The following is a 13,002-nucleotide window of genomic DNA, read 5'->3' as shown; positions in this document are numbered from 1 at the left end:
GCCCATTAAATGGGCAAGGAGCAATAATTCTATTACTCACAATTTTATATTATACCAAAGCTCTTGTCCTATTACAACTCTGGCTTATACATTAAATCGGAAATGAATGACATCTCCGTCTTTCACAATGTATTCTTTCCCCTCAAGACGGACTTTTCCTGCTTCCTTCGCAGCTGCCATGCTGCCTCCATCAAGAAGGTCATCATACGCCACCGTTTCAGCGCGGATAAATCCCCGTTCAAAATCAGTATGGATGATTCCTGCACACTCAGGCGCCTTCATACCTCTTTTAAACGTCCAGGCTCTTACTTCCTGCTCGCCTGCTGTAAAATACGTTGCCAAACCAAGCAATGAGTATGACGCTTTAATCAGCTGATCAAGGCCTGACTCCTCAATTCCAAGCTCTTCAAGGAACATTTGCTTTTCATCGCCTTCAAGTTCTGCAATTTCAGACTCGATCTTTGCACAAACCACGATGACTTCTGCTTTTTCTCCTGAAGCATATTCACGAATTTTAGCAACATATTCATTTCCGGACGGATCAGCTACTTCATCTTCACTGACGTTCGCTACATAAAGTACCGGTTTAGATGTAAGAAGGTGAAGCTGCTTCACAAGTTTATTCTGTTCTTCCGTGAATTCCACTGAGCGCGCCGGTTTTTCCTGCTCAAACGCTTCCTTCAGCTTTGTTAAAATATCAAATTCAATAACCGCATCTTTGTCTTTTTGCTTTGCAAGTTTGCTGACGCGAACGATTCGTTTCTCAACCGTCTCCATGTCAGCCAGAATCAATTCAAGGTTGATCGTTTCGATATCATCAATCGGATCTACCTTTCCTGAAACGTGTGTAATATTATCATCCGCAAAAGCGCGTACAACGTGGCAGATCGCGTCAACCTGGCGAATATGAGAAAGAAATTTATTTCCCAATCCTTCACCTTTAGATGCACCTTTTACAATTCCGGCAATGTCCGTGAATTCAAAAGCAGTAGGCACTGTTTTTTTCGGATTAACCAGTTCTGTCAGCTTTTGAAGGCGTTCATCCGGCACTTCTACAATCCCGACGTTCGGATCAATTGTACAGAACGGGTAGTTGGCAGATTCTGCGCCGGCCTGTGTAATCGCATTAAACAACGTTGATTTCCCGACGTTAGGCAAACCAACAATTCCAGCTGTTAAAGCCATTCTTTCATCTCCTCTATATAAAACCATCATTGTGTTAACGTTTTTTGAACCTAGAGCAATTATAAGGAGGTTCCCTGGAAAAGACAAGCTGGCAAAAAAGCCTTTTGCCCCCCTCAATTCCTCTGATTATGCTTTTTTCATGCCTACAAGACAGTCAAAAAGCGTACTTCCCATTCCATTATCAGAATTTGTATCCTTAGTGAGCGTATTGACCGAGCCTCCGAATGCCGACCACATGCCTTCATCTATATTGATTGTTTTCGGGTGGGCCTGTTTCATGATCTTAGCCTTTCCCTCCAAACGTCCCCGCTCATTAAATATCACTACAACATCCCCATCCTGCACCGCCTGTTCGTCAGCAATATCAGGAGAAATATCAACCTGAATATGCTGCATCTTTTCAATAAACGGTACGTGCTGGGAATGGTTTGAACGCTGCGGATGAATCGACAAAAGGGTATAAGGGTATTTTTCAGCAAGTCGGCTGTCATGAAATGCAGACTCTTCAGGCACGTCCAATTGAGGCAGACCGCTATAGCCTTTTTTCTCTGCAGCGGATGAAACAAATTCAAACTTTCCGCTCGGAGTCAAAAACTTATAATCATCCCACGGCACTTCTTTCACAGGGAGGGGAAGGTGCCCTTTCTCTTTCAACCGCTCAAGTGTCACGCCCTCTTTTTCTAAAGAGGACAAGCCCATTTGCAAAAATTCTTCCGTGCTATACTCAAAAATCTCTCCAAATCCAAGTCGCTTGGCAAGCTCGGCCCAGATCCAGCTGTCAGACTTTGCTTCTCCCTGCGGTTCAACAAGCTTTTTTCCATACTGCACAAAATGATGATACATACTTGAATAATAAATATCCTCTTCCTCAAACACGGTTGCCGTCGGCAGGACGTAGTCACAAAGCTTCGCGGTATCAGTCAAAATCGAATCAATGGCTACCGTCATCGGCACTTTTTCAAAAGCTTCCTTCACCTTATTAGTATTCGGCACCTGTGTAAGCGGATTGCCGCACGTTACGATTATCATTTCGATTGCAGGATCGGCTGCCGTCAAGATCTCTTCTGCCTGTGTCATCATTGAAAACGTTCGGGATTGAGTTTTTAATTCCGGAAGAGTCAACTTCGGCTTCGCAAAGCTTTCTCCAATTTGGACATTTCCGAAATTTGCGCCGCCTCCCTTAATTCCGACATTACCGCTAGCCGCAACAAGGGCATCAATCCAACGGATCGTTCCGCCGCCGTTTTTATAACGCTGCATTCCGAGCCCCATAAACGTGGCCGTCGGTCCATCGGCATAAAGACCCGCCAAATACTGAAGCTCTTCTATTGATGTTTCAGTTTTCACAATAATCTCTTCCAAGGAAACAGATGCCAGCAAGGATGCCACCTCTTCAAAACCGAATGAATGATTGCGAATGAAATCCTCATTTGTTTTCCCTGATTGAATTAAAATTTTCAACACACCAGCCGCAAGCCACCCGTCCATACCGGGCTTTACAGAAATATACCGGTCTGCAAGCTTAGCAGTCGGATTGAAGATCGGATCAATTACCGTGAGAGTCGCGCCCTGTTTTTTGACCTGCTGCAGATGATGATATAAGTGCATATTGGTTCGGGACACATTTCTCCCCCAAACAATGACATGCTTACTATTGTATATATCCAGAGGGCCATGGCCGTAAGATCGGCCGAAATCCCAGCTCTGCGCCTCTATCCCCGAGCCCCAGCAAATACTTCCGACAATTTCGGTTACACCGCCGTAACCATTAAAAAAACGCTGATCCAGCGCCTTTAAAAGTCCGTTATTTGCATAATCATGACTATGCAAAACTGCCGTTGTTCCCGCTGTCTCCTTAATCTTTTGCATCCTGTCCGCAATTTCATCCAATGCCTGGTACCAAGAGATGCGCACAAACTCACCGTTTTGCTTTTTCATCGGATAACGGAGCCGCTCAGGCGCATTCGTTTTCGTTTCAAGCATTCTCCCGCGTCCGCAGATTTTCCCTTCGGTTATCGGGTGATGTGGATCGCCGTCCACTTTTTTCACCTTTTCATTCTCGACAGTCACCAAAAATCCACAGCTATCCCAGCAATTCAGCGGACAAGCTGATTGATGCACTATGCTCATCGGCGTCTCTCCTTACGTACTATATGAAAAAGCATGAGTGACAGCCTTTCTATGAAGTAGGCTCCTCATGCTTGACTAATACTTTTTTTAATTTTCTTTCGAATTCTTTTCTCGGAATCATTACACTGTGGGAGCATCCCTCACACTTAATTCGAATATCCATCCCCATCCGTATAATTTTCCATCTGTTCGCTCCGCACGGGTGAGGTTTTTTCATTTCAACAACATCATTCAGGCCAAAGTCTTTATCCGCCAAGACCATTCACCTCTTTTCATAGACTGCTTTTTCTATTGTACAAAAAAACAGATGATAAGAGCAATCATCATCATTGAAAAGAAAAAAATCCCTGTAAGATACGATAACTATTTCACTTTTTCAATATAATTTTATATTTTTTTCCACTTACTTAAAATAGGGTATAATAATAGACAAACTAATAAATAAAGGTTCAATAATCCATAAATCGGGTATAAAAAAGCAATTAAGTCAGAAAAACCGAAAGATGTAAAGGGAACCATCGCGGCTAAGAGAAGAAATACAACCATCCATCTCGGAAGCCTGACAAATGCAAGCAGCCGGCTGGACAACCCAAATACTCCCGCAACTGTCGTCGTATAGATCGCTAAACACAATACCGCAGTCATACATAAAAATAAGGGATAGGGCGCGCCCTCAAGCACAGCAAAAAGCGGAATTTCATATTGTGAAAGACTTCCTGCAAGCTCGACTAACGTTTCATTATACACAAATGAAATAACCCCAAAAATCAGACCGCTTGCCACACTAGCGATTTTCGCTTCTCCCAACCCTTTCATGTCCTTGCCTACAGAAGATAAGATGGCTACAACCGAAAGAATGTTCAGAGACGTAAAGGTGATACTTGCCGGCCAATTATATTGCCGGGTCAAATCAATCGTCCACGTATGATGATGGGTTGTCTGAAAAGAAAATAACGCATACAGTAAACCGGCCACGAGGATGGGGATGAGAACTGTGTTCACAGATAAGATCCCATTAATATCCCAAAAAAACAAACAAACAGTTACGCCGCAAAGCAATGCGACACCCGCCCAAAAGGGAAGCTTGTACATTTGAAGCGTAACTCCGCCGCCCGCAATCATCACGGTTGTAGTAGAAAATAAATAGAACACAATAAGCACATCATAAATCTTGGCCAGCAGCGGGCCCATTAAATGTTCGAGAACGGGCAGAAAATGCGTCGATTGAACCTTATAGCTTATTTTCATAACGACGTAAGCCGAGAGACTGAACATCACTGTAAATAAAAAAATAGCAAGTCCGCTTTCCACGCCGAAAAACTGCCATATTTCTTGACCGCTTGCGTATCCGGCACCGATTAAGCTTCCTAAAATGAGCAGCATCCACCTCATCCCGGCCTTCCACAACTTTATCACCTCATAGGTATAGATTTCAGCTTGTTTCCGTATACTGTTACTACTATGACAAGGAAGTGAAACCTATGAATCGAAAAGGCGGGCTTTTTTCTCAGGAACGAGTAAAGCAATATGTTTCACATACGGATTCAACAGCAGCAAAACAAATTCAAACCATTCTCGCCGCGGCCTTACGCAAAGCTGCCGGCAGACCCATTGTTGTGGTATGTATAGGGACAGACCGTTCCACCGGCGATTCATTAGGCCCGCTTGTGGGGATGAAGCTGAGACAGCTGCAATTGAACAGATTACACGTTTACGGAACACTTTCTGATCCTGTTCATGCTGTTAACATGAAAGACAAACTCAGTGAGATTCATAAACTACATAAAAATCCATTCGTTATCGCGGTCGATGCGTGTTTGGGCCGCGTAAAAAGCGTTGGTTCATTCCAAATTGGAGAGGGACCTTTGAAACCCGGAGCGGGTGTGCAAAAAGATTTACCTGAGGTTGGGCATCTTCATATCAACGGCATAGTCAATGTGAGCGGATTTATGGAGTACTTTGTCCTGCAAAACACTCGTCTCCATTTGGTCATGAGTATGGCAACAGTGCTTGCTGAAGGACTGAGTTTAACAGACCGGACAGAGTGGAGACAAGAGCGGCTCAATCCGTTTCAGAAGCTTACAGGACGGCTATAAAAAAAACCATCTCTATATGAAGATGGTTTCTTTGCTCAAGAATCTTTTTCTGCCAAAAGATCAAGAATGCGGTCAAGATCTTCATTAGAGAAAAATTCAATTTCTATTTTACCTTTTTTCTTTTGTCTTTTTATATTGACTGTCGTTCCAAAATAATCTTGTAAATAAGATTCTCTTTCTTTTAAAACAGCATCTTTCGGAGGTTCCTTTTTCTTTGTTTCACGTGAAACATCCTGATTTAGTTGTTGAATGATCTGTTCAAGCTGGCGGACATTGAGCTGTTCTGCTATCACTTTTTGAACTAACGGTTGAAGCTTATTTTTATTTTTCAGTCCTAATAATGTTCTGCCGTGCCCCATTGAAAGTGTCCCATCGGCAATGAGCTGCTGAATTTCCTCCGGCAGGGTCAGCAATCGTAAATGGTTGGCAATATGAGGTCTGCTTTTTCCAAGACGTTTCGCCAGTTGTTCTTGCGTTACATCTAAATGCTTAAGCAGAGAATCGTAAGCAAGAGCTTCTTCCAACGGTGACAAGTCCTCACGCTGAAGATTTTCCAGTAACGCGATTTCTCTCATCAATGACTCTGATAATTCGCGTACAATGGCAGGCACTGTATCTAAACCGGCAAGCTTTGCCGCACGGAAGCGCCGTTCTCCAGCGACAATATCATAGCCTTTTAAAGATTTTCTGACAATGATAGGCTGAAGGATTCCATGCTGCAATACAGACTCCTTTAATTCAGCTAATGATTCATCGTCAAAGGTTTTTCTGGGCTGATAAGGATTAGGACGCAATTCGCTAATTTTGATTTCCTCAACCGTCTCTTCAGACACATTAAACAACGCGTTAAACCCTTTTCCAAGACCCTTAGCCATTCGCAGCCACTTCCTTTGCTAAATCTAAATATACTTCCGCACCTCTTGACCGCGGATCGTATAAAATGATGGGCTTACCGTGACTCGGTGCCTCGCTCAGGCGGACATTTCTAGGAATTACCGTCTGATATACTTTATCTCTAAAATACTTCTTAACCTCTTCTATGACTTGAATACCCAGGTTTGTTCTGGCATCAAGCATCGTCAGTAACACGCCTTCAATCATTAAATCAGTATTTAAGTGCTTTTGCACCAGACGTACTGTATTTAATAACTGGCTTAAACCTTCAAGAGCATAGTATTCACATTGAACAGGAATAACTACCGAATCTGAAGCGGTTAGCGCATTAATTGTCAGCAAACCTAATGACGGCGGGCAATCAATAATAATATAGTCATAGTTTTGCTTCACTGCTTCTAACGCTCTTTTTAATCTGACCTCTCTTGAGATAGTCGGGACTAATTCAATTTCTGCTCCCGCAAGCTGTATTGTCGCGGGAATTACATCCAAGTTCTCCACTGAAGTTGGTTTAATTATATCTATTACATCTGCATCATCTACTAAAATATCGTACACACAATGATCTACATCGGCTTTCTCAATCCCTAATCCGCTTGTTGCATTCCCTTGCGGATCAATATCTACTAGCAGAACCCTTTTTCCTATGTAAGCTAGACACGCTCCAAGGTTGACTGAAGTCGTTGTTTTACCGACTCCGCCTTTTTGGTTCGTAATTGCTATGATTTTCCCCACGATGTCACCTACTTTCACATGAACATGTACTGTCATGTCTCTATTTTAACAAAAAAAGAATAAAGCGTTTCACTTTTTTCATTTTTTTGTTTCTTCCGAAAGGATATATTCGGAAATTTCATTATAAAAACTATGCTCCCTCTTATACATTCTTTCATTTCTATGTTTTTTTGACCTGAAAAAGGGATTTTGATGATTTAAAAAGAAGAAGTTACATAGAAGACAGATAGGCGGTGTATATATGGTTTTTAAAACAAAACGGGATCTGCCTGTATCGCTCATTATGGCTTTTCTTGTCTTGCTGATTCAAGCGGATGCTTTTGTCCCTTTTATACTTGGAAATTCCGGCGGATGGAGCTGGACGATTTTTGGCATGATGACATTCCTCAACGTTATCCTTCTTTGGAGTTTTATTGATTTAAAATATGTACTGGACGAACATCATCTTTATATTAAAGCCGGGCTCATCAGAAGTAAAATTCCTTATCATTCGATTGATAAGGTGATTCAAAAAAACAAGCTGTTTTCCGGATATCGCCTTATTGGCTCTCGGAAGACCATCACCATTTATTACAGAGGGGGTTTTGGACACTTGGTCATTTCCCCTATGGAACAAAAGCAATTTATAGAAAAGCTCATAGAAAAGAATCCTGATATTATTGTAGAAAATCATAAAAAGTAATTTACTTCCTTTTACTAAAAAACTCTCCTGTTCACCAGGAGAGTTTTTTACTTTGGAATTCGAATCGTCAATTGGATGTATTCTTCAAATTCTTCTTCTTCGGTATTTAACTTCACTCCGCTGTCCTCGACCATAGACAACGATTGGCGAATTGTATTCATTGCGATTCTTGTATCTCTGCTAAACGCTTTGCGTCTCGGTTTTGGTTTTCGCTGGTCTTGTTCAAGCATTTTAACCACTCGGTCTTCCGTCTGCTTAACATTCAGGCTTTTTTCAATAATTTCTGAGAGCAGTGTGACTTGGAGCTCAGGCTGTTTTAGCGGAATCATCGCTCTGGCATGGCGCTCCGTAATTTTCTTCTGCATGATCGCATCCTGAACCGGTTCAGGCAGCTTTAATAACCGAAGTTTATTTGCAATCGTAGACTGTCCTTTTCCCAGACGCTGCGCTAATGCTTCCTGTGTTAAATCATGAAGCTCTAAAAGCCTTGCATAGGCGTGCGCTTCCTCAATAGAAGACAATTCTTCCCTTTGCAAGTTTTCAATCAGTGCAACAGATGCTGTTTCCGTATCAGAAAAATCCTTGATAATAGCGGGAATTTTCACCCATTCAAGGGTTTGTACCGCTCTCCAGCGGCGTTCACCCGCAATGAGTTCATATTGGCCTTCCTCTTCTGTATGCCTGACGACGATCGGCTGAATAATGCCGTGTGTATGAATAGTCATAGCTAATTCTTGGATTTTTTCATCTGAGAAAATGGTGCGTGGTTGAAAACGGTTGGGAACGATAGCATCTACCGGTATTTCCAGAATCTCTTCTTTGTTTGTATCATGCTCAGCAATCTCCGGTTCCTCTTCTTTCTCACCAAGACCGAAGAGACGAGAGAATGAATGCTTCATGTACCTACACCACCTTTAAAAACTACCATTTTTATAATTCTATTTTCTCATGGTTTTTCCTGCTGTATATTCATCAATTTTGAAGATATGATGAGGGTATTGTCACATCATGCTGTCTAAACTACCCTTCAATTGGCGATTTATTAGGAGTCCCGGGTTTTCTTGGGTATTTCTTAGGTGTATTTTTTTTCTTTCTCATGACGATGATGTTCCGGTCGCTTTCTTCCAACGGAAGCTTAAAGGAATGGACTTGCTCCAGTTCTCCTCCGAGCGTTGTAATTGCTTTTTTCCCCGCCTTCAGCTCTTCTTCAGCAGAAGCCGCCTTTAACGCAACAAACAAACCATTCTTCTTTACAAGAGGAAGACAAAGTTCGCTTAATACGGAAAGCCTCGCTACAGCCCGAGCCGTCACGATATCATAGCTTTCTCGAAGATCTTGGCGCTGTCCGAATGTTTCCGCTCTGTCGTGATAAAATGATGTATTCTCTAGTTGTAAAGCTTCAGCCAGCTTTTCCAAAAACGTAATTCTCTTGTTTAATGAATCAACGATGGATACTTGGAGATGCGGAAAACAAATTTTAATCGGCAAGCTCGGAAAACCCGCTCCCGCGCCGACATCACAAATTGTGTTTACTTGTTTAAAATCAACATAAAAAGCAGCTGTAATCGAATCATAAAAGTGCTTCAAGTACACTTCTTTTTTCTCTGTTATGGAAGTCAGATTGATTTTTTCATTCCACTCGACAAGCATCTCATAATACAACTCAAATTGTTCCAGCTGACGGGAAGAAAGGGAAATCCCTTTTTCCGCCAAGCCAGACGTGAATTCTTCAATATTCATGCCGTCATCCTTTCTATTCGGCTACCTTCGCAATGCGTCCTTGCTCTAAATAGACCAAAAGAATTGAAATATCCGCTGGATTTACACCAGAAATACGGGAAGCCTGAGCAACAGATAGAGGTCTTACTTCTTTCAGTTTTTGACGGGCTTCGGTTGCAATTCCCTTAATCGCATCATAATCAATTCGATCCGGGATTTTTTTATTTTCCATCTTTTTAAGCTTTTCAACCTGTTGAAGTGACTTTTCAATATATCCTTCATATTTCACTTGGATTTCTACTTGTTCTGCCACTTCCGGCGCAACCTGTGTTTCAGCCGGCGCAAGTTTGGTGACAGATTCATAGTTCATTTCAGGACGTTTCATCAAGTCTGTGCCGCGCACTCCGTCTTTCAATTCGCTTCCGCCAAGAGAACGGATATACTTTTGATTTTCTTCAGACGGCTTGATGATCACAGAATACAAACGCTTTTTCTCTGCTTCGATTGCCGCTTTTTTCGTTTGGAACGACTGGAACCGCTCATCTGAAATCAATCCAATGCGATGGCCGATTTCTGTTAAACGAAGGTCGGCATTATCATGACGCAGCAGCAGTCTGTATTCAGCGCGGGATGTCAAAAGACGATAAGGTTCATTTGTTCCTTTTGTCACAAGGTCATCAATTAAAACGCCAATATACGCATCAGAACGGCTGAGAATGACTTCTTCTCGACCAAGGGCCTTCCGTCCGGCATTTATGCCTGCCATGATTCCTTGGCCTGCCGCCTCCTCGTAACCGGACGTTCCATTGATTTGTCCTGCTGTGAAAAGATTAGAGATTTTTTTCGTTTCAAGCGTCGGCCATAGCTGTGTCGGTACAATTGCGTCATACTCGATTGCATAGCCCGCTCTCATCATTTGAACCTTTTCCAGCCCCGGAATCGTTGAAAGCATTCTTTGCTGCACGTCCTCCGGAAGACTTGTCGATAAACCTTGGACATAGACTTCTTGCGTATTTCTGCCTTCCGGCTCAAGGAAGATCTGGTGACGCGGCTTATCATTAAACCGAACCACTTTATCTTCAATTGACGGGCAATATCTCGGGCCTGTTCCTTTAATCATACCGGAATACATCGGTGAACGATGCAGGTTGTTGTCAATAATCTCATGAGTCTCAGGACTCGTATATGTCAGCCAGCATGGCAGTTGGTCTGTAATATACTCCACAGTTTCATATGAGAAAGCGCGGGGTACTTCATCTCCCGGCTGAATCTCAGTTTTGCTGTAATCAATCGAGTCGCCTTTGACACGCGGCGGTGTTCCTGTTTTAAAACGAACAAGATCAAATCCCAGCTCTTCCAAATGCTCAGAAAGTTTAATAGAAGGCTGTTGATTATTCGGACCGCTGGAGTATGACAAATCACCTAAAATAATTCTTCCTCTTAAATATGTTCCAGTTGTCAGCACAACAGCTTTTGACCGATAATGCGCACCGGTTTGCGTTACAACTCCGCGGCATTCTCCGTCTTCAATGATTAAACGTTCCGCAATTCCCTGAAGCAATGTTAAATTTGGTTCTTTTTCAAGCGTATTTTTCATTTCATGCTGATATTGGAATTTATCCGCTTGCGCACGCAAAGCGCGGACAGCCGGACCTTTTCCCGTATTCAGCATTCTCATTTGAATATGCGTTTTATCTATATTTCTAGCCATTTCTCCGCCAAGCGCATCAATCTCACGGACGACAATCCCTTTCGCGGGGCCGCCGACAGACGGATTACATGGCATAAAAGCAACCATATCAAGGTTGATAGTTAACACAAGCGTTTTGGCACCTTGACGCGCTGATGCGAGGGCAGCCTCAACACCGGCATGCCCGGCGCCAATAACGATCACATCGTATTGGCCTGCTTCATACCCCATGATTTTTGTTCCTCCTTTTTATTTCCCTAAACAAAATTGTGAAAAGAGCTGGTCAATTAAGCTTTCGTGGACGGCATCACCAATGATTTCGCCCAGCAGCTCCCAGCATCTTGTAAGATCAATTTGCACCATGTCGATAGGGACATCCTGTTCAATGCCATTAAGTGCATCTTCAATTGCACGTTTCGCCTCATGCAAAATAGAAATATGGCGGGTATTGCTGACATAGGTGAGATCGCCGCTTTCAATCGTTCCGGTAAAGAACAGTGATTGGATCGCTTCTTCTAAATCGGTAATTCCCTCTTCCTTCAAAAGAGATGTCGTGACGACAGGACGGCCGTTTGCCAGCTCCTTAACACGATCTGCATCAATCTTAGGCTCAAGGTCCGTCTTATTCAGAATAACAATAACGTCCATTCCCTTTACCGCTTCAAACAGCTTCACGTCTTCTTCAGAAAGTTCTTCACTATAATTAAGCACAAGTAAAATCAGGTCTGCTTCCTTCAAAACCTGTCGTGAACGCTCAACACCTATTTTTTCAACAATATCCTCGGTCTCACGAATGCCTGCGGTATCGACAAGGCGAAGAGGAACTCCTCTTACATTGACATATTCCTCAATAACATCCCTTGTGGTTCCCGGGATATCTGTGACAATCGCTTTGGTTTCATGGACCAAGCTGTTGAGAAGTGATGATTTCCCTACATTCGGACGGCCGATAATGACAGTAGAGAGTCCTTCTCTCAAAATTTTTCCTTGCTCGGAAGTCGTCAGCAATGCGTCAATTTCCTTCTTGACGGAGCTTGCCTTCTCAATTAACAGCTGATGCGTCATTTCTTCAACGTCATCGTATTCTGGATAATCTATATTTACCTCAACATGGGCGAGAGTTTCCAAAAGTTCATTGCGCAAACGGCGAACGAGTGCAGACAGCCGGCCTTCCATTTGATTCATGGCGACATTCATGGCACGGTCTGTTTTTGCTCTGATCAAGTCCATAACGGCTTCAGCCTGTGAAAGATCAATTCGTCCGTTTAAAAACGCCCGTTTAGTAAATTCACCAGGTTCGGCTAATCTTGCTCCCTCTCTTAAAGCGAGCTGAAGAACCTGATTGACCGTCACAATTCCTCCATGGCAGTTAATCTCAATTACATCTTCTCGTGTAAATGTTCTTGGCGCTCTTAAAACCGATACCATGACCTCTTCAACGACCCGCTGCGTACTTCTGTCAACAATATGACCATAATGAATGGTATGAGATTCAGCCGAACTGATTGTTTTCCCCTTCGGCCCCTTATACATTCTGTCAGCGATTTGTATAGCTTCCGGTCCGCTCAATCGAACAATCGCAATCGCGCCTTCTCCCATTGGTGTCGATATCGCCGCAATCGTATCCATGCTGTTCACCTCTCTTTATCTTTTCTATCATCTATATAAAAAATATATTATTATGCCAAAACTCAAAGATAACATAGTTTGGTTTGAAGTGGAAGATTCCGTTATCCACAGACAAAGAAATTCATCCCTTACTACTTTAACTTATCCACATGTGAATAACAATTAATTTTATTTCCTAACTTTCCTTTTTATCAACAGCATACACCTAAAAAGGAAAAACTTAAACGGCAAAAACGTGATAT

General features: G+C 42.7%; 12 protein-coding genes. 2 read left to right on the top strand and 10 right to left on the bottom strand.

Features of this window, described 5'->3' with window-relative positions:
• Nucleotides 1–84: 84 nt before the first annotated feature.
• The 4 genes from ychF to AXI57_RS00100 all read right to left on the bottom strand — a co-directional run bounded on the left by ychF (nucleotide 85) and on the right by AXI57_RS00100 (nucleotide 4,707).
• Nucleotides 85–1,185 (bottom strand): redox-regulated ATPase YchF, encoded by a 1,101-nt coding sequence (gene ychF, locus AXI57_RS00115; RefSeq protein WP_003326055.1) that lies wholly within the window; start codon nucleotides 1,183–1,185, stop codon nucleotides 85–87.
• A 126-nt stretch (nucleotides 1,186–1,311) separates the two neighbouring features.
• Nucleotides 1,312–3,315, bottom strand: coding sequence for a molybdopterin-dependent oxidoreductase (locus AXI57_RS00110; protein WP_061668870.1), 2,004 nt, complete (start codon nucleotides 3,313–3,315; stop codon nucleotides 1,312–1,314).
• 49 nt (nucleotides 3,316–3,364) lie between these two features.
• Nucleotides 3,365–3,571 carry a DUF951 domain-containing protein gene (locus tag AXI57_RS00105; protein ID WP_003326053.1) on the bottom strand — a complete coding sequence of 69 codons (207 nt, stop codon included), beginning with the start codon at nucleotides 3,569–3,571 and terminating at the stop codon, nucleotides 3,365–3,367.
• A gap of 131 nt (nucleotides 3,572–3,702) precedes the next feature.
• The gene (locus tag AXI57_RS00100; RefSeq protein WP_035175572.1) at nucleotides 3,703–4,707 is read right to left on the bottom strand and encodes a YkvI family membrane protein; all 1,005 of its coding nucleotides are present in this window, start codon (nucleotides 4,705–4,707) and stop codon (nucleotides 3,703–3,705) included.
• 89 nt (nucleotides 4,708–4,796) lie between these two features.
• On the opposite strand from AXI57_RS00100, the gene yyaC reads away from it, so the two are divergent.
• On the top strand, nucleotides 4,797–5,411 hold the full coding sequence (yyaC, locus tag AXI57_RS00095; protein WP_010790554.1) for a spore protease YyaC: 615 nt from the start codon (nucleotides 4,797–4,799) through the stop codon (nucleotides 5,409–5,411).
• 35 nt (nucleotides 5,412–5,446) lie between these two features.
• Here the strand turns inward: yyaC and AXI57_RS00090 are convergent, their stop codons facing one another.
• Together AXI57_RS00090 and soj are read right to left on the bottom strand one after the other, a co-directional pair.
• Entirely contained in the window at nucleotides 5,447–6,286 is an 840-nt protein-coding gene (locus AXI57_RS00090; RefSeq protein ID WP_003326050.1) for a ParB/RepB/Spo0J family partition protein, read from the bottom strand.
• Complete coding sequence (gene soj, locus AXI57_RS00085) at nucleotides 6,279–7,040, bottom strand: sporulation initiation inhibitor protein Soj (protein WP_003326048.1); 762 nt, start codon at nucleotides 7,038–7,040, stop codon at nucleotides 6,279–6,281. The genes AXI57_RS00090 and soj overlap by 8 nt, the downstream gene beginning before the upstream one ends.
• A gap of 241 nt (nucleotides 7,041–7,281) precedes the next feature.
• On the opposite strand from soj, the gene AXI57_RS00080 reads away from it, so the two are divergent.
• Complete coding sequence (locus AXI57_RS00080; protein WP_061668869.1) at nucleotides 7,282–7,722, top strand: PH domain-containing protein; 441 nt, start codon at nucleotides 7,282–7,284, stop codon at nucleotides 7,720–7,722.
• A 47-nt stretch (nucleotides 7,723–7,769) separates the two neighbouring features.
• On the opposite strand, the gene noc is transcribed toward AXI57_RS00080, so the two are convergent.
• The 4 genes from noc to mnmE all read right to left on the bottom strand — a co-directional run bounded on the left by noc (nucleotide 7,770) and on the right by mnmE (nucleotide 12,760).
• Entirely contained in the window at nucleotides 7,770–8,621 is an 852-nt protein-coding gene (gene noc / locus AXI57_RS00075; RefSeq protein WP_003326046.1) for a nucleoid occlusion protein, read from the bottom strand.
• 121 nt (nucleotides 8,622–8,742) lie between these two features.
• Entirely contained in the window at nucleotides 8,743–9,462 is a 720-nt protein-coding gene (rsmG, locus tag AXI57_RS00070; protein WP_003326045.1) for a 16S rRNA (guanine(527)-N(7))-methyltransferase RsmG, read from the bottom strand.
• Nucleotides 9,463–9,475: 13 nt separating this feature from the next.
• The gene (mnmG, locus tag AXI57_RS00065; protein WP_061668868.1) at nucleotides 9,476–11,362 is read right to left on the bottom strand and encodes a tRNA uridine-5-carboxymethylaminomethyl(34) synthesis enzyme MnmG; all 1,887 of its coding nucleotides are present in this window, start codon (nucleotides 11,360–11,362) and stop codon (nucleotides 9,476–9,478) included.
• Between the two features lie 18 nt (nucleotides 11,363–11,380).
• Entirely contained in the window at nucleotides 11,381–12,760 is a 1,380-nt protein-coding gene (gene mnmE / locus AXI57_RS00060) for a tRNA uridine-5-carboxymethylaminomethyl(34) synthesis GTPase MnmE (protein ID WP_013390720.1), read from the bottom strand.
• Nucleotides 12,761–13,002 lie beyond the last annotated feature (242 nt).

This window comes from Bacillus atrophaeus (assembly GCF_001584335.1).
In the GTDB taxonomy this organism is placed as follows: domain Bacteria; phylum Bacillota; class Bacilli; order Bacillales; family Bacillaceae; genus Bacillus; species Bacillus atrophaeus.
The sequence above is the reverse complement of the archived record's forward strand: the minus strand, read 5'-3'. Positions and strand labels throughout refer to the sequence as shown.

What these genes read in the sequence shown, in the direction of transcription:
- ychF (WP_003326055.1), bottom strand. Translation starts at nt 1,185, where the DNA reads ATGGCTTTAACAGCTGGAATTGTTGGTTTGCCTAACGTCGGGAAATCA.
- AXI57_RS00110 (WP_061668870.1), bottom strand. Translation starts at nt 3,315, where the DNA reads ATGAGCATAGTGCATCAATCAGCTTGTCCGCTGAATTGCTGGGATAGC.
- AXI57_RS00100 (WP_035175572.1), bottom strand. Translation starts at nt 4,707, where the DNA reads ATGAGGTGGATGCTGCTCATTTTAGGAAGCTTAATCGGTGCCGGATAC.
- yyaC (WP_010790554.1), top strand. Translation starts at nt 4,797, where the DNA reads ATGAATCGAAAAGGCGGGCTTTTTTCTCAGGAACGAGTAAAGCAATAT.
- AXI57_RS00090 (WP_003326050.1), bottom strand. Translation starts at nt 6,286, where the DNA reads ATGGCTAAGGGTCTTGGAAAAGGGTTTAACGCGTTGTTTAATGTGTCT.
- AXI57_RS00080 (WP_061668869.1), top strand. Translation starts at nt 7,282, where the DNA reads ATGGTTTTTAAAACAAAACGGGATCTGCCTGTATCGCTCATTATGGCT.
- noc (WP_003326046.1), bottom strand. Translation starts at nt 8,621, where the DNA reads ATGAAGCATTCATTCTCTCGTCTCTTCGGTCTTGGTGAGAAAGAAGAG.
- rsmG (WP_003326045.1), bottom strand. Translation starts at nt 9,462, where the DNA reads ATGAATATTGAAGAATTCACGTCTGGCTTGGCGGAAAAAGGGATTTCC.
- mnmG (WP_061668868.1), bottom strand. Translation starts at nt 11,362, where the DNA reads ATGGGGTATGAAGCAGGCCAATACGATGTGATCGTTATTGGCGCCGGG.
- mnmE (WP_013390720.1), bottom strand. Translation starts at nt 12,760, where the DNA reads ATGGATACGATTGCGGCGATATCGACACCAATGGGAGAAGGCGCGATT.